Annotated in this window: 19 protein-coding genes and 1 riboswitch; of the genes, 5 read left to right on the top strand and 14 right to left on the bottom strand. The window is 40.5% G+C overall.

Going from position 1 to position 14,857, the window contains the following annotated elements:
* Positions 1-8 precede the first annotated feature (8 nt).
* Positions 9-1,019 (bottom strand): serine hydrolase domain-containing protein, encoded by a 1,011-nt coding sequence (locus GLW00_RS13200; RefSeq protein WP_160914789.1) that lies wholly within the window; start codon positions 1,017-1,019, stop codon positions 9-11.
* A gap of 106 nt (positions 1,020-1,125) precedes the next feature.
* Between GLW00_RS13200 and GLW00_RS13195 the strand changes: the two genes are divergently transcribed.
* Complete coding sequence (locus tag GLW00_RS13195) at positions 1,126-1,317, top strand: hypothetical protein (RefSeq protein ID WP_160914787.1); 192 nt, start codon at positions 1,126-1,128, stop codon at positions 1,315-1,317.
* 1 nt (position 1,318) lies between these two features.
* Here GLW00_RS13195 and GLW00_RS13190 read toward each other — a convergent pair whose 3' ends face one another.
* The 6 genes from GLW00_RS13190 to GLW00_RS13165 form a co-directional block, all read right to left on the bottom strand.
* Positions 1,319-1,873, bottom strand: a complete 555-nt coding sequence (locus GLW00_RS13190) for a GNAT family N-acetyltransferase (RefSeq protein WP_160914785.1) — start codon at positions 1,871-1,873, stop codon at positions 1,319-1,321.
* A gap of 108 nt (positions 1,874-1,981) precedes the next feature.
* On the bottom strand, positions 1,982-2,257 hold the full coding sequence (locus GLW00_RS13185) for a CD3324 family protein (protein ID WP_160914784.1): 276 nt from the start codon (positions 2,255-2,257) through the stop codon (positions 1,982-1,984).
* A 261-nt stretch (positions 2,258-2,518) separates the two neighbouring features.
* Positions 2,519-2,797 carry a hypothetical protein gene (locus GLW00_RS13180; protein ID WP_160914782.1) on the bottom strand — a complete coding sequence of 93 codons (279 nt, stop codon included), beginning with the start codon at positions 2,795-2,797 and terminating at the stop codon, positions 2,519-2,521.
* A gap of 248 nt (positions 2,798-3,045) precedes the next feature.
* On the bottom strand, positions 3,046-3,651 hold the full coding sequence (locus GLW00_RS13175) for an ABC-2 transporter permease (RefSeq protein ID WP_160914780.1): 606 nt from the start codon (positions 3,649-3,651) through the stop codon (positions 3,046-3,048).
* On the bottom strand, positions 3,644-4,510 hold the full coding sequence (locus GLW00_RS13170) for an ABC transporter ATP-binding protein (RefSeq protein ID WP_160914778.1): 867 nt from the start codon (positions 4,508-4,510) through the stop codon (positions 3,644-3,646). Before GLW00_RS13170 ends, GLW00_RS13175 begins: the two co-directional genes overlap by 8 nt.
* 4 nt (positions 4,511-4,514) lie before the next feature.
* A complete protein-coding gene (locus GLW00_RS13165; protein WP_160914776.1) occupies positions 4,515-4,886 on the bottom strand; it encodes a GntR family transcriptional regulator in 372 nt (123 codons plus the stop codon).
* A 224-nt stretch (positions 4,887-5,110) separates the two neighbouring features.
* On the opposite strand from GLW00_RS13165, the gene GLW00_RS13160 reads away from it, so the two are divergent.
* Positions 5,111-6,322, top strand: a complete 1,212-nt coding sequence (locus GLW00_RS13160; protein ID WP_160914774.1) for an Nramp family divalent metal transporter — start codon at positions 5,111-5,113, stop codon at positions 6,320-6,322.
* 375 nt (positions 6,323-6,697) lie between these two features.
* Here the strand turns inward: GLW00_RS13160 and GLW00_RS13155 are convergent, their stop codons facing one another.
* Positions 6,698-7,615 carry a branched-chain amino acid transaminase gene (locus GLW00_RS13155; protein ID WP_202412500.1) on the bottom strand — a complete coding sequence of 306 codons (918 nt, stop codon included), beginning with the start codon at positions 7,613-7,615 and terminating at the stop codon, positions 6,698-6,700.
* 369 nt (positions 7,616-7,984) lie between these two features.
* Positions 7,985-8,473: a GNAT family N-acetyltransferase gene (locus GLW00_RS13150; RefSeq protein WP_160914770.1), complete on the bottom strand. Its 489-nt coding sequence runs from the start codon at positions 8,471-8,473 to the stop codon at positions 7,985-7,987.
* Positions 8,474-8,771: 298 nt separating this feature from the next.
* Between GLW00_RS13150 and GLW00_RS13145 the strand changes: the two genes are divergently transcribed.
* Positions 8,772-9,095: a hypothetical protein gene (locus tag GLW00_RS13145; protein WP_160914768.1), complete on the top strand. Its 324-nt coding sequence runs from the start codon at positions 8,772-8,774 to the stop codon at positions 9,093-9,095.
* A gap of 121 nt (positions 9,096-9,216) precedes the next feature.
* On the opposite strand, the gene GLW00_RS13140 is transcribed toward GLW00_RS13145, so the two are convergent.
* The gene (locus GLW00_RS13140; RefSeq protein WP_160914766.1) at positions 9,217-9,759 is read right to left on the bottom strand and encodes a GNAT family N-acetyltransferase; all 543 of its coding nucleotides are present in this window, start codon (positions 9,757-9,759) and stop codon (positions 9,217-9,219) included.
* Positions 9,760-9,981: 222 nt separating this feature from the next.
* On the bottom strand, positions 9,982-10,707 hold the full coding sequence (locus GLW00_RS13135; protein WP_160914764.1) for a hypothetical protein: 726 nt from the start codon (positions 10,705-10,707) through the stop codon (positions 9,982-9,984).
* Positions 10,708-11,050: 343 nt separating this feature from the next.
* A riboswitch (SAM riboswitch) is annotated at positions 11,051-11,155 on the top strand.
* A 176-nt stretch (positions 11,156-11,331) separates the two neighbouring features.
* On the opposite strand from GLW00_RS13135, the gene GLW00_RS13130 reads away from it, so the two are divergent.
* Both GLW00_RS13130 and GLW00_RS13125 read left to right on the top strand, forming a co-directional pair.
* Positions 11,332-12,381, top strand: coding sequence for a homocysteine S-methyltransferase family protein (locus GLW00_RS13130; RefSeq protein ID WP_160914762.1), 1,050 nt, complete (start codon positions 11,332-11,334; stop codon positions 12,379-12,381).
* A 194-nt stretch (positions 12,382-12,575) separates the two neighbouring features.
* Positions 12,576-13,028: a hypothetical protein gene (locus GLW00_RS13125; RefSeq protein ID WP_160914760.1), complete on the top strand. Its 453-nt coding sequence runs from the start codon at positions 12,576-12,578 to the stop codon at positions 13,026-13,028.
* A 111-nt stretch (positions 13,029-13,139) separates the two neighbouring features.
* Here GLW00_RS13125 and GLW00_RS13120 read toward each other — a convergent pair whose 3' ends face one another.
* From GLW00_RS13120 to GLW00_RS13110, 3 genes are all read right to left on the bottom strand, one after another.
* The gene (locus tag GLW00_RS13120) at positions 13,140-13,469 is read right to left on the bottom strand and encodes a DUF4257 domain-containing protein (protein WP_160914758.1); all 330 of its coding nucleotides are present in this window, start codon (positions 13,467-13,469) and stop codon (positions 13,140-13,142) included.
* Between the two features lie 218 nt (positions 13,470-13,687).
* Positions 13,688-13,972, bottom strand: a complete 285-nt coding sequence (locus GLW00_RS13115) for a hypothetical protein (protein WP_160914756.1) — start codon at positions 13,970-13,972, stop codon at positions 13,688-13,690.
* A 336-nt stretch (positions 13,973-14,308) separates the two neighbouring features.
* Entirely contained in the window at positions 14,309-14,803 is a 495-nt protein-coding gene (locus GLW00_RS13110) for a phosphoribosylanthranilate isomerase (RefSeq protein ID WP_160914754.1), read from the bottom strand.
* Positions 14,804-14,857: the final 54 nt, after the last annotated feature.

The following is a 14,857-nucleotide window of genomic DNA, read 5'->3' as shown; positions in this document are numbered from 1 at the left end:
CCCTTTGTTTATTTCTGAAAAAGTTCTTCCACCGCTTGGACGATTTTAAATGCCCCTCCCCCTTTATTGGAAAGAACTGTGACAATCGCTTGCTGTTCTGGATAAAAACAAGAATGGAATTGAACCCCAGGATCATAACCCATCACATGGTAAACGGTCTGCTCCTTTGCATCATCGAGCCAAAGGCCATACCCATATGAAGTGCTACTTTTGACTTTTATGTGTTTCGTTAAAAGCCGCTCGACATGGACGGCACCCATAAGTTTCCCACCCAGCAAGGCTTCCCAAAAAACAGTCATGTCCGGACCTGTAACAAATGCTCCTCCGTCGGATCCTCCGACGACTGGAACGTCATACACATTGGTTTTGATAACCCCATCTTTTTGTATGTATCCAAGGGCAGTATTGCCAGGCAGCTGATCCAAACGGTAATGACCAGAATCCAGCATGCCGGCAGCTTTGAAGATCTTTTCCGTTACATATGTGATATAAGACTGGTTCGCTACCGCTTCCACCACCAACCCTAAAACGATGAAACCTGCATTATTGTAATAAAATCTCTCTCCTGGTTCGAACATCTTCTCCTTATCTGCAAACAGCGGCAGGAAATCCTCAAGTTTTTCCATCTTATACATCGGCTTCTCTTCCCACAGTTCTGAAAAGTCGTCCATGACTGCTTCATCAAAATAATCAGGGATTCCTGACGTATGTGTCAATAAGTGGTGAATGGTCACTCGTTCATCGATACAATGGGGGCTTTGCTCCAATAACTGATGGACGGGTGTATCGTAAGCGAACTGATTCTGTTCCACGAGCTGAGCAATAGCTACAGCTGTGAACAATTTGCTGCCGGAAGCTATACCGAATTTTGTATTCTTTTGATTCGGAAGCTTTTCGGCAATATTTCTGTAACCAAACCCTTCTGAATAGACGACTCCTTCTCCCTGTTTAACAACCACGGAACCTGAAAAACCTTCTCTTTCTGCGATTTCACGAATCTTGGCATCCACTTTTTCCATCTCCTCTTTCTATTGAATCTGATGATTATATGATCGACCTGTCTTCTCCTTTTGGTTTTACTTCGCCCCTGTAAGGAAACGAGTATGGTAAAAAGGAGGCTTTCCTATGGAAGTACTGGCTGTAGTTTTAATCGCTATCGGAATCATAGCTGTCCGGGTCATCAGCTTTTTTTACCCTGATTGGAAAGCGATTAAAGGAGAGCACTTATCTGAACGGAAACGTTTAGGCTACAGTTTGGCAGGCATCGGCATCTTACTTTTCATGTATATTCTAAGTCAATTTCTTATTAGGCTGTAGATCATGGAGATTCGTGAAATTCCCGTTTCAGGATACTCATTACTATGGAGTCATGATACTTCCCATCGTAAAATAAGTCTTCTCTCAACCTGCCTTCTTCTCGAAAACCTAACTTTTGATAACATTTCCATGCTCTTTCATTGAATGAAAACACATCCAGTCCGATCCTGTTCATATTCAACATCTCAAATCCATACCGTATCAATAATGACAGGGAGGCGGTACCATACCCTTGCCCCCAATAATTTTTATCAAAAATTGAAATCCTCACGACAGATTTTCTGTTTTGATAGTCGATGTCCAGCATAGCGATATCTCCAATTATTTGGTCCGTCTCCTGTAAACAGATGACGAGATCAATCCTTGAATCATCCAATGCGATCCGATCGAACCAGTTTTGGACGCTCTGTCGACTGAATACCGCTTGTGTACCCGTAAGCCTTCTCCCTTCTTTATCCCAGAGGGCTTTTGTATAAAATAAGCCGAGATCTTCCTGTTCCAATGGCCTTAAATAAACCCGTTCGTCCTCTAACATTTTTATACTGTCGTTACCCATAACCCTTCCTCCTTTATCGATCCTGGTCTTATCATAACGGTAAGCAGGAGACCAATAATAGGACGAGTTTAATTTAGAATAAAAACCATCAAAAAAAAGATTACCTTCTCAGGTAATCTCTTTTCGCGAATAGACAATTTTTTTAATGGTTTCTACGGACAGATGGTAATTCCATGAAATTTCTTCCAATGACAGTCCATCCGAATATTCTTCTTTGATCTTCCTGTTTCTTACCGTCAATTCTTCTCTAATGCCTGTGCGCGATCCCCACTTTCCACGGTTACTCGCAGATTTAGGCACATAAAGGGTCTCCCCTTGGATATATTTTTGGACTTCTTTTAACAACTCGGCCGGTAAAGCTTCTTTGGCATTCACATATTTCATTTATCGCCAGCTCCTTATTTTTATGTTCAATAAATAATAAGGGGCAAAGCCAAATGAATTAGCGATCTTATGACGATATTAACCCATTGATCCCCATGCAAAGAATCGCCATCTATTCACAGGCTTTGCATGAGTTGCTCTCGTCTTCCCCACCGGGGTATAAAAGTTCTCCATATCGTTCACCTCCGTCGATGGGTAATCTTTTTTCGGTAACCATCATCTCAAAATATTCTGAAGAAAACAACGATTTATAGATAGGATTCATTCCTTGTTCTTCTCAATCGTTTCATAATACTCAAAACATAAGATGACGAGACCACCAATGGTAAGGGTTACACCAAGTATGAACGGAAACCCTAAAAATAATGAATCTACGTTCTCATCCCCATATTGTCTGCCCCCGAAAACGGCATACCATAACTTCGATTTACCAGACCATGAAGTCATATGAGGGGCATAGATCGCTCCTGCTATAATCATCGTCATTGTTATGAATAATCCACCTAACATGACGAATCCACCAATTAAGGTTCTTTTCATCATTCACCCTCCTTGAAAGATACGGCTCTACCTGCCAATCGGAAAAATGTAAACATTATAATTCAAATAAAGGTCCAACCCAGATTTTCTGTAAATTTATCGGAAGGTGCTTTAACTGGGAGAAATTTCAAAAGTTTAAAAAAGTACAATATTTATAATATTCTAACTCTGGCTCAAGTACTCAAGTACGTTAGATTAAATGTCGACGATGAGCTATAGAGAATGCCTCCCTACAATTATTCTTACTTTTAGAAAGCTTTTCTTTGATAAATCTTTTGTGAGAAGCCCCACGATAAACAATAAACGATCAACGCACTGAGCAATGCTCCGATATATAAAGTCTCGCCGGATAAGTTTGCGAGAAATTGTGACAAAGGCGTCAAATATTTTCCTACGTAGTTAAGGATGGAAGGACCGATCCCTGCTAACACAAGAAAAGAAATCAATACGATTGTAAATATATAGCCCTGCTTGAATATGTAAAACAGTGGAAATGTGAATGCAGAAAAGGTTAAGAACAACCCGCTTCCAATGGCCATATCTCTCATCGTAAATGGTTTATCCAATAAAAATAATGCCAGACTTGATAGGCTGATGGCCAGAATCATATACAAGACAGCACCTAGATAACGTGAGGCGATAATCTCCTTTCTTGTATAAGGCAAAGAATTCAATAAAACGTTTGTCTCCGCTTTTTCATCATAAGCATACGCGTTAAAAGGAATGAAGATACTCGCCACAAGAAATGTCATGATTGGGTGGGAATTCATAAAAATGAAGAACAAAATAAATGGAATAAAGAAAAGCAGCTGTCTCTTCTGCAAAATGACATCACGGCGAATTAAGTTAAACATGCTGCCTCTCCCCTTTCATGAAATACATAATCTCCTCAAGAGACGCTCGTTCGATGACAACAGAATTTCCGAAGGTATCTTCCACTGCTTTCACACGATCCGTTAAGGCTTGAAAACCTGTTTTAAATCGATGGACATGGACAAAATCCTTCTCCGTGTCCCGATCCAGAAGATCCAAAGGCCCCTTAACTAAAGCATATTGGTCAGAGATGTCCTGGATGGATTGATTGAAAACCAATTTCCCTCGTTGGATAAACGCTATATAATCGGCGATTCGATCTAAATCTGTCGTCATATGGGTCGATAAAAATATCGTTCTCTTCCCATCCACCATAATCTCCTGCAAGAGCTCCAGCAGCTCTCTTCTAAAATTGGGATCCAATCCGGCCGTCGGCTCATCCATGATGATCAACTCAGCATGATGAGATAATGCGATCGCCAGGGACCCTTTCATCTGCATTCCTTTTGAAAAGGTTTTTATGGCTTTGTTGAGAGGCAAATCAAACTGATTCACATATTTATAAAATAAATCATCGTCCCATTGACTATAAGCAGGGCCAACGATTCTTCTTATATCTTTTAAATTCAATCCCTCAAAATATACATTCCCATCGTATACGAAGCCGATACGCTCCTTTATTTCTTTCTCATGTGTCCTGAAGTCCAATCCGAAAACCTTAACTTCCCCAGCATCCGGCTTTAATAGATTCATCATCATTTTTATCGTTGTGGACTTTCCAGCTCCATTTTCTCCGATGAAACCAGTAATTAAGCCTTGCTTCACTTGTAAATCGATGTTTTCTACAGAAAACCCCTTAAACTTCTTTGTTGCATTTCTTAATTCAATCACATTCTCCATCATTTCACTCCTCATATAAGGTGGTTAATAATTGCTGTAAATCATCAAGTGTAAGCCCAAGCTCCCGGCTGTTGGCTATGACGGCACTCAGCTGATCCTCCACCGCTTTAAACTTTCTCTCTTTTATAACCTCTAAATTTTGCTCAGCGACGAATGATCCTTTGCCCACGATGGAGTAAGTAAAACCTGCCTTCTCCAGTTCTTCATACGCACGTTTTGTTGTAATCACACTTATCTGTAAATCTTTGGCCAATTGACGGATGGAAGGTAACGCCATTCCTTCATGCAGGTCACCTGCTAAGATAGAAGATTTGATCTGATTTGTAATTTGTTCATAAATCGGCTCTTTGGACCTATTGGATATAATGATCTGCATTGTCATCCCTCTTTTTCATTCCTGTCTATTGAATATAATGTACATATACTATATATACATTATATACACACGAATAGCCATAATCAACTATTATTTGAATAATTTTACACAAGTGAAAATGCCCGTTAGAGACAGGATTCAAATTCCATTTTTAGGGAACTGAATCAATGAAAGTTCATATGTACGGTTCTTATTCAGACCAGTATCACGAAAGGAGATAATGAATGGCGAAAAAAGGGAAGTTCAAGAGGCGGATGAAGAATATTGGGCCGGGTGCTATTGTAGCTGCAGCCATTGTTGGTCCAGGAACGGTGACGACAGCGAGTAATGTTGGTGCGCAGTTTGGCTATGCATTGATTTGGGCCTTGATTTTTTCCGTTATGGCTACGATGTTTCTTCAGGAGATGGTGACTAGATTAGGGGTCATTACAAGAAAGGATTTAAGTACGATATTGCGAGAACAATTTTCCCATCCCGTGCTGAAATGGTTGACGATTTGTTTGATCATCTCGGCTATTGTCATTGGGAGTGCGGCTTATGAAGCGGGGAATATTGTTGGCGGGGCTTTGGGGTTAGCTGCATTGACACGACTTTCCACTGAAATTGTGGCCATCATCATAGGCTTGATGGCCGGTATTCTATTATGGATCGGAAAATATCAAATTATTGAACGCGTTTTTATTGTACTGATTCTGACAATGACATTGAGCTTTGTCATTACAGCTATTGTCATCCAGCCGGAATTATCTGCGATTATAACGAAGGGGCTGGTCCCTAAGGTTTCTACTGGCAACATTTTATTTGTTATATCGCTTATCGGGACAACCATCGTTCCCTACACCTTATTCTTACAATCTTCTGTCGTACAAGAGCGTTTCAAAGGAGAAGAAGAGTTAAACGACAGCCGTTTTGATGTGGTTACTACAATCACCATTTGTGGAATTATCTCTGTTGCGATCATCATTACGGCCGCTGCCGCTTTCCCATTGGGTACAGAAATACAAAATCCAAGTGTCATGGCGGACCAATTGAAGCCACTACTTGGGTCATGGGCTAAATATGTATTTGGTATCGGTATTTTTGCTGCCGGAATATCTTCTGCTATGACAGCGCCTTTAGCATCTGCTTACGCTACTGCAGGCGCTTTAGGATGGGAAAGGGATTTACGTTCAACGAAATTTCGCCTGGTTTGGATTGGAGTGCTTCTTGTAGGTACTATTTTTGCCAGTCTTGGTTATGACCCGATCCAGCTGATTGTTTTTGCTCAATATGCCAATGGATTGATTCTACCGTTTATCGTTTTATTCCTTTTGATTGCTATGAATAATCGAGAAACACTAAGTAACCACGTCAATGCCCTGTGGGTAAATATTGAGGGCTTGTTGATTCTCCTTATCACTGTTACATTATCATTGATTTCTTTCGGTATTTTTTAACGCAGTAAAATAAGGATCGTGTCTATTTTCTTACATTACTTGAATGCTAACTTCCTGGTGATTGTCACTTATTATGATGTCTGATTAATCCTTGCACTATCCTTTTCTAAAAGTGAATAAAAGCCACTTTTTCTGCTAATGTGTCGAGCGTGTAAATATAAACATTAATCATATGGACCTCTCATGCACTTCCTTCATACGCCGGTAATAATTTTCAAGTTGCTTGAGAGCATATATATTGTTTATATGCTCATCAGCCATTTTTGGTCTGTTGGCTTAAATAAAGCTATCCGCCCCTCCACCTCTAGGAAATGATGTTTATGGTACGATTAAGCGCAGATATTGAAGGTGTTCAAAACCTTAGGATTAAATAAATCAGCTAAACTTCTCTTCTTTTTCATATACAGGAGTACAATAATTCATATAGGAAGGCAGATTACCCCGCACAATTAATTGATAGATTTCTTGAGCTTTAGTTGTCATTGGGCCCACCTGCCCGCTCCCAATCACTCTCCGATCGATCTCGATTACAGGTTTAATCCCCATCGCTGTTCCTGTTAAAAACACTTCATCCGCTTCATATAATTCGACCCTTGTTAAACTTTGCTCACGTACTTGTATGTTCATCTCATTCATAAAAATTTGGGCGGTTGTATCTCTGGTGATCCCTGGAAGTATGTCATCTGATACAGGAGGAGTGTACACTTGACCATCTCGGACAATGAATAGATTTGCCGTCGCTTCCTCACTGACATTGCCTTCTGCGGTTAACAGGATCGCTCCATCAAATCCATTGGTCGCCGCCTCTTCACTCGCCAATGCGGAATTCATATAGCCTGTGGTGGGTTTCGTTTGAGGAGGAATCATATTACTGCCTATTCTGGTCCATGAAGAAATACAGACTTTCAAATATGGCTTCGGTTCATATTCTGTATAGTGTGTATAGATAGCCAGATGATTGAAAGGATCATTTAAATCCGGCCGCAACGTATTGGCTCCCTTAAAACAAATGGGTCGAATATAAACGTCCTGAGTGACCTGATTTAAAAGCAGCAACTGTTTCGTTATGGAGGACAATTGTTCTACCGTATAAGGGATGTTTATAAACAAACTCTTCCCGGATCCGTGCAATCTTTTCATATGATCCTCTAATCGAAAGATAAACAATTGCTCTTTCTCATCGTTCCAAAAAGCCCGGATTCCATCCAGGCAGCCTAATCCATAATTAAGACCTTTATTCTTTACACTTACACTCAACAAACGTTCATCTACGAATCGATCTTTATCAAACATTAAGACCACAGCACCCACACCTTTTCATAGAACTTATAACCAAATGAATTCCACATACCTCATGACTGATGTAATGAACATCATGAATGAAAGGCTGCCAAACCATACTTCTATAAAAGAAAAGGATCCCTTTGTTTCGCATTCCCAAATATCACATCTGGATTGATTTGTATAACATATGTTTCAATAAACGAATAAACACCCTTACCCAAGTACTTATATCCTTGGATTCTCCACTTTCCTTCCATCAAAAAGCGATATGTTCACCGCAAGAACATACGATTAGTAAGATTCAACATCCCGCTGAAATCTTAGCATGAACGCTCCCTCTAGACGATTCGATTCTGCGAGATCGTGGAGGATCTCTTTTTAAGTGTCCCTTTCATTGAACACCATCTCCATTTTTCTGCTCTTGGTTGTCATCCCCAGGGACCTGTAGAATTCGATGGCTGATGGATTGCTCTCAGATACTCCCAATTCAACACTTTCAACATTGAGGCTTTTTCCAAAATCAAAAACGTAGGCCGCAAGCTTTCTCCCGACACCTTTGTTCCTATACGCTTCAGCCACGCTTAAACTATTGATAGATAATACTTTCCTCGCTCGTACAAAAGAGTTTTCAGGTATTTCTTCTTCCTGCGTCACGATCACTCCTATGATCTCCTTGCCTGTGACCGCCACAAAAAGGTGTTGCTTGTTATCCTTCACCTGGCTTTCATAAAACGCTTGTTGAACCGGAGTCGAATTCTTTTTGTACAAATCCGGCCTTGCCTGCACATGGAATTCGTGAACCTGCCTGAATAAAGGCAATAATGATTCATAATCGTTCAGCTCGGCGTTTCGAATACTGATGTCCATATATCCTACCTCTCAATTCTAATAGATTTGAACTTTGGTTCACCCCAACCCCTTGAAGTCTAGTGGTTAACCCTACTCGGCTAAGTTTAACATCATTATCCATACTCCCTATTGTTCACTGGGGCATTAAGTATAAAAATGTCAGAATAGATGGCTGGCTCCCAACTTTTATATGTAATCAAGAGGGTCTATAGTCTATCTTCTCAAAGATATAGAGGACAAGCAGGTTATTAATCTATACAAGAAAGCATGCGACCTCATAGAATAATATATCTTGCAACAGGGGAGGTGTATTTTTGTGAATAACAACCCTAATTATAGAAGTTGTAACTCTTATGATCATAATGATGCGACAACCTGTAATTGTTGTGTTACTGGTTTGGCTCATATCATTTCGAGTCGATTTTGTTGTGGGGATACTATCGGGATCACCTTTTTCGTAGATGAAGGTGCAGGAATATTTACAGGTAGATTCAGAAGCTTGGAAAACTATGTCCTTGAAATTGAAGATCTGCTCGTACCTGGGACAACTAGTTTTGTACCTCTTTGTGACATCGGTAGTATCGAGAAAGGTCTCCCTCTTCAGGAGCAGCCTCTTCAAATTAGTAAAAAGAAAGAGTAACGATCCTCCACTTTAATGAATATGGAATAAAATCTACTAAATGACAGAGGTAAATAATAAGGGGGTCACTTCATAAGTGATCCCCTTATTATTTGTAGATTAAAGAGCATGAAAAAAGCACTTATATGGATTCTTCACAATACTCCATAAACCAACAATCTTTATACTCCCCTTCGTGAAACTCACGATTTGGCAGAAGCTTAACTTTTTTAAAACCACATTTCTCATAGCACCGGATCGCCCGCGTATTGCTTGTCTGCGGGTCCATGACGACCCGATCAGCTTTTTTATTTTCGATGAGGAATTGAACCATGGATGTAACAAGTAATGTCCCTAACCTTTTATTCCAATGTTCTATTTCACCAATAAATTGGTCGATTCCATACACATTCCCGTTGGTCAATCCATACACATTTTTTGCTTTATCATCCAGTTGATAAAATTGTATGTATCCTATCCCTTTGCCTCCAAACTCTACCAGACATTTATCTTTAAAATCCCCCGAACTATAAAATACTTGATTCACTTTCGCTAAATCAAAAGGTTGATCTCTACCTTCATAAAACTCAAGTACCGACGGGTCTGAAAGCCACTTTGCTAACAAGTATTTATCTTCTTCTTTTAACTTACGGACGTTTACGTTTCCTTTTTGAAACAATGTCATCTCCCCCGTGGAGCCGATTATCGTTTTCCATCATTTTCTCTTTCAAACAAATAACGAATAAAAAATACCCCTCCTAAGAGTATTGGAAACCCTAAAAATATATAAAGTATATTCTTAGGTACATCAAAAGCATTGCTAAGATAAAAAAATAAGAATGCCCATAGAATGATCGCCATATATTTCATCCAAACCTTTTCCTTCCTTTACTATCATTCACGCAGCCTAAGGTAAATGGTGTACATCTGCTTTGTCATCGACTCTCGTCCTTTTATCTACTTCCATGCATTCAATTTCAGCATTTGCTTGAAGTGCTTCCAGCATCTTTTTGTTTCCACCGAATAACGTGAAATTGAAGTCTATTCCTGTGAAGAGGCACCAGTTCTTGCTTTCCGGGTACCAATAATTCGGGAAATCGTGCACCTCTCCATAACCAGTGAACTGCTCAACCTCCGTTAATTCTCCTCGATACAAATACCCATATCCATGATTTTCCTCATACCTCTTCGCCTTAACTAGATCATATTGAAAATAACAGGGGACGCCTGTAAAGGGCTGGAGTACGCGAACGACTTCTGGAACCAATTTCTCATCCATGGTATCTTCTGCTGGTCCGAGAATATATCTGGGGTAACCACCTAACCAATGATAAATCGAGGCGAAGCTAAACTCTTTTGTGTGTGGTCGTCCATAGGCTTCAGCCAGATCTTTCATAAAGATGCGCTCACCAAAATTAAAGCTCACTTCTTCATCCGGGTTACATTGGCTCCACAAGATGCTGGTATCTTTTATATTTTCATCTGCATAAATCGGATGCATGAGTTTAGCGTAATGAGTGAACCGGTTCGGGATAAAGTTTTCCCCCCTGCTCCCTATCCCATTTTCAAAATCTATTCGTTCTGTTTCATCAATGATCCATTGAAATGACGTGAAATCCTTTACTCTTTTCATCTCCTCATCACCTTTACGAGTAAGCTACAGCCTCATGCATACTGAAACTGTTACCAGGAACAGACTGGGAATCCTCTCCCTTTCGTCTACTAAATCCAAGATTACCATAAGTTTCTAATTTTTTGGAGAGAGCTTTTTCACCTCCATTCAATCACATGCTAAATTCATGAATAAGGACTATGTACACACTCAGAAGGAACAAAATTATGAGCTCCTTCCAACCCTGCAAGCACTTTCATAAAAGTAACCTGAACTTTTTCTGAAAATTCTATTGATTCTTATTCCGATTTCCTGTATTGTAAATCGCAAGCGAAATGTTTTTCCAAAAACTACATATCCATCAAACTTATCCAGAGAGGTGTAGGGACTGGCCCTTTGATACCTCAGCAACCAGCCATTGGCACGGTGCTAAATCCAGAAGGTAGTTGTTATACCTTGAAGATAAGGAGACTCTTTATATATAAAGGACCCCCTTATCCAGGGAGGTCCTTTTATTTTTTTTGAAAAAGAGCTCTCGGGCGCAAAACGATGGAGTCCCTCACAGACAGAAAGTCAGCGTGTCTAAAGAGGACATTCGCTTACTAAATAAATAACTCTTACAAAATGGAAAGGTTGTGCAAGGACATGAAAAGATCATTAGAACAAAGATTACAAAATGGACCCGTGATTTGTGGAGAGGGATACTTATTTGAGCTCGAGCGAAGAGGCTATTTACAGGCCGGATCGTTTGTACCTGAGGTGGCTCTCGATAACCCACAGGCCCTTAAACAAACCTACCGCGACTATATGCTCGCAGGCTCAGACGTCGTCTTAGCCTTTACCTATAACGGTCATCGCGAGAAGATGAGAATCATCGGCAAAGAGGAATTGCTGGAGCCGCTTAACCGTCAGGCGATCCGCCTGGCCAAAGAAGTCGCCAAGGAGCACCCTGAAGAAGAGGCACTCGTTGCGGGGAACATTTCCAACACGAATCTGTTCAATCCGGACGATCCTGAAGCTATTGAAAAAACGAGGAGCATGTTTGCCGAGATGATCGGCTGGTGTAAGGAAGAAGGCGTAGATTTTGTGAACGGTGAAACCTTCTATTATTATGAAGAAGCGCTGATCGCTCTCGAGGAAATTCAAAAGCAGGACCTCCCTGCTGTGATCACCTTCGGTCTGATGGGCGAAAATATTCTCCGAGATGGTTACGAAGTGGAAGAAGCCTGCCGCTTATTAGAAGAAAAAGGAGCGCTTGTCGTCGGGATGAACTGCTTCCGCGGACCAGCGACGATGCAGCCGTATGTAGAGAAAATCCGTCAGACGGTGGACGGATATGTAGGTGCCCTTCCCATTCCTTACCGGACGACAGAAGAAAACCCGACCTTCTTCAACCTGCCGGATGGTGGATGTGCCTGTACACTCCCAACGGAAACCACGTTCCCTACGTCCCTGGATCCGCTCTACACGAACCGTTATGAACTCGCAGAATGGGCCAAAGAAGCGCAAAGCATTGGCGTGAACTACTTTGGACTCTGCTGTGGAGCTTCCCCTGCCATGCTCCGGGAAGTAGCAGAAACCGTCGGCCGCAAAGCTGTGAACTCCACGTATTCCCCGGATATGGAAAAACACTTCCTGTTCGGCAAAGACGACACGCTGCAGGATCACATCACCTCTTATAAAACGAAAGCTTAAGTAAAAACACGTATTCCAATAGACAAAAGAGCCCGCAACAATGCGGGCTCTTTTGTCTATTTATTTCACTAATCCCGGCTTGTTTTAGACTTTCATTCAAGATATATTTGTGTGGGTAAAGAAAAATGGAGGTTAGTCAAAATCGAAAGATCTAGTATGGATATCAGGACAATAGGTAAGAAGGAGTGTAGCAATTGCGGAATTTCCTAGCCGTTTTAATCGTTTGGAACCTTGCCTTTCTGATGCTGCTTCCAAGGTTCACATCATCGCCGGGAATTCCATATGATAAGCACTATTTCGAATTTCCGCTGGAAGAAATACATGGCACTTACATAGCATTGTTTCTTCTCCTGCTGGTCGTACTCTTCCCGTTATCCCTGGTCATCAATAAAATGGTGAAGCGGTTGGAAGTAGGAAAGTTTTTCATAAAGCTGGGTCTATATTTGCCCTTGTGCTCTACGGTATGGATTATATTCTTCCCTTATCTTAATTTCGGAAATGAAATGATCATAGTGGTCGTATCGTTTGCCATGATCTATGAATTACTTGGAAAGTTGAATCAGCAGACGATTAAAAAGCTGGTCAAAAGAGCGCTCGCTGTCAGCTTTGTGGCTGCATCAATCTTTTACTTTGGATTCAGCTTATGAGATTCCATTTAAGAATTGACCAGGGGCGTTTTGTTTGAGGAGTAGATAAAAGTGAGGATACGAGTGAGGATTTCTTCGAAAGAAAAAATAAGGATTGGACCAGTTGAGCATTTATTTTAATCTCTGATTGATACGATCCAATCCTTCTACTTTCGCTTTCTCTACATTCAATTCCCTTTTTAATAACACATTTTCGGCTGTCATCCCCGCTAATATAGAGATTCCAATAAGCGATCTTAACGCATCCGACTCAGGGGTCAGATAGGTGACGGCGAAAATGGAAGCGGCCGCCCCAATAAAGAAATCTGCCAGAAACCCTAGATAAATTCCCTTGGGACGTGCTCTTTTTTTAGGAAAAATCAGAACTTTTCCATTTCTCATCAAATGAGCGACAATACCTGTCAGTCCTCCAATACACCCCGCAATGATTAGTGTATTCATAAGAAATTTTCCCCCTAGACTAAAAGAGCGGCAGTTGGTAGAAACTTAGAAACATACGCTACTATGCACTAAATCCTCAACCAAGCTCGCCGCTCCGTTTAAGTCCGTTATTTTTTTTAATACAGGTCTCCCACTATAATGAACACCTTGACTATAGTTTACACTATTATTATCAGAAAATAAATACTATTTTGCAAATTTTTGACTGCAATAACAACTTATGTCAGCTTACTATAATGGATTTTATTTAACCACTCATGGATCTGGTCTTCATAATACCTTACTTCCTTTTTCGACGTTGCCTCAATTAACTCCTTTCTCAACCGTTGATACTCTTCCAATTGGGGTTTCGTTATGGAATGTTCGTCGGCTGATTGAAGGTTGTCCAAATAAAGTTGGATTTCCCCGAAATAATAGCGGCTCTCCTCTATCGACACAGCATTTTTAAAGGAATGTATAAGGTTGTCATAGGTCTCTTTATCTTTATCGTTCATCATATTCAATCATCGGCACCTCCTCTGGATTTTTACTTAACCGGAAACATCTCGATGGAAAAAACCACAAAAAGCAAGGTCCCCTTCTAATACTCCGTCCATTTACTCCTGAATACCGATTTATACTTCATACCTATTATACAAGATTTTCTAACGGATATTGTTAGTCCTTCATCATTTATCAAATATTTTTAAACTTAATTTAATCGGATGAAAAGAATGTAACATCGAATTTTAAAACCCTTAAATCCATGACATGTTTTTTATAGGGAAAGCAGGCGGTCGATGATCTTTTCGGTGACATCCATTAGAATAAACCATGCCCCCATAGAGTAACCTGTTCCGTTAGATCATTCCTTTTAGGACATCAATTTTTCTAAAGTCTTTACGATTATTGTTATCCGCCCGGTAACTATCCTTGGATGAAGATTCATAAACCCTTAGGTATTGATCTCGGTTCAGTAAATAATATGTGGCCTCTCCCCAATGATGCATCTCCAATTCATTCAGGTGGATGCCTGCGAAACTCGGCAGCGTATCCATGATTCCAAACTCAACCGATAACCCCTGTTTTGCAAACTCATGTTCATGCAGATCAACCAAAGTATAATCCATCGAATTCATCACCGTTACAATATCATCCCAGTTATGTATGTTCGATTCAGGAGATACCTCCCATCCCCTTTTATCCCCTGGAACATGAATATCCAGGTCCTGGGCTTCCCAATTCATGTTTGTTATGACTTCAAGCCCTACGGATCCCATCAACAATGGAATGATTTTTATATCATTTAGTTTTTGTGCAATTGTAAGAAATTCCTTGAATTTGTAATTATCCATACGCCACTCCTGTTTTCTTTATTTCTTTAGATGATTCGTAAACACCGTACTTCA

This window comes from Halobacillus litoralis, from assembly GCF_009856445.1.
GTDB lineage: Bacteria > Bacillota > Bacilli > Bacillales > Halobacillaceae > Halobacillus > Halobacillus litoralis.
The sequence above is the reverse complement of the archived record's forward strand: the minus strand, read 5'-3'. Positions and strand labels throughout refer to the sequence as shown.

What these genes read in the sequence shown, in the direction of transcription:
- GLW00_RS13200 (WP_160914789.1), bottom strand. Translation starts at nt 1,019, where the DNA reads ATGGAAAAAGTGGATGCCAAGATTCGTGAAATCGCAGAAAGAGAAGGT.
- GLW00_RS13195 (WP_160914787.1), top strand. Translation starts at nt 1,126, where the DNA reads ATGGAAGTACTGGCTGTAGTTTTAATCGCTATCGGAATCATAGCTGTC.
- GLW00_RS13190 (WP_160914785.1), bottom strand. Translation starts at nt 1,873, where the DNA reads ATGGGTAACGACAGTATAAAAATGTTAGAGGACGAACGGGTTTATTTA.
- GLW00_RS13185 (WP_160914784.1), bottom strand. Translation starts at nt 2,257, where the DNA reads ATGAAATATGTGAATGCCAAAGAAGCTTTACCGGCCGAGTTGTTAAAA.
- GLW00_RS13180 (WP_160914782.1), bottom strand. Translation starts at nt 2,797, where the DNA reads ATGAAAAGAACCTTAATTGGTGGATTCGTCATGTTAGGTGGATTATTC.
- GLW00_RS13175 (WP_160914780.1), bottom strand. Translation starts at nt 3,651, where the DNA reads ATGTTTAACTTAATTCGCCGTGATGTCATTTTGCAGAAGAGACAGCTG.
- GLW00_RS13170 (WP_160914778.1), bottom strand. Translation starts at nt 4,510, where the DNA reads ATGGAGAATGTGATTGAATTAAGAAATGCAACAAAGAAGTTTAAGGGG.
- GLW00_RS13165 (WP_160914776.1), bottom strand. Translation starts at nt 4,886, where the DNA reads ATGCAGATCATTATATCCAATAGGTCCAAAGAGCCGATTTATGAACAA.
- GLW00_RS13160 (WP_160914774.1), top strand. Translation starts at nt 5,111, where the DNA reads ATGGCGAAAAAAGGGAAGTTCAAGAGGCGGATGAAGAATATTGGGCCG.
- GLW00_RS13155 (WP_202412500.1), bottom strand. Translation starts at nt 7,615, where the DNA reads ATGTTTGATAAAGATCGATTCGTAGATGAACGTTTGTTGAGTGTAAGT.
- GLW00_RS13150 (WP_160914770.1), bottom strand. Translation starts at nt 8,473, where the DNA reads ATGGACATCAGTATTCGAAACGCCGAGCTGAACGATTATGAATCATTA.
- GLW00_RS13140 (WP_160914766.1), bottom strand. Translation starts at nt 9,759, where the DNA reads ATGACATTGTTTCAAAAAGGAAACGTAAACGTCCGTAAGTTAAAAGAA.
- GLW00_RS13135 (WP_160914764.1), bottom strand. Translation starts at nt 10,707, where the DNA reads ATGAAAAGAGTAAAGGATTTCACGTCATTTCAATGGATCATTGATGAA.
- GLW00_RS13130 (WP_160914762.1), top strand. Translation starts at nt 11,332, where the DNA reads ATGAAAAGATCATTAGAACAAAGATTACAAAATGGACCCGTGATTTGT.
- GLW00_RS13120 (WP_160914758.1), bottom strand. Translation starts at nt 13,469, where the DNA reads ATGAATACACTAATCATTGCGGGGTGTATTGGAGGACTGACAGGTATT.
- GLW00_RS13110 (WP_160914754.1), bottom strand. Translation starts at nt 14,803, where the DNA reads ATGGATAATTACAAATTCAAGGAATTTCTTACAATTGCACAAAAACTA.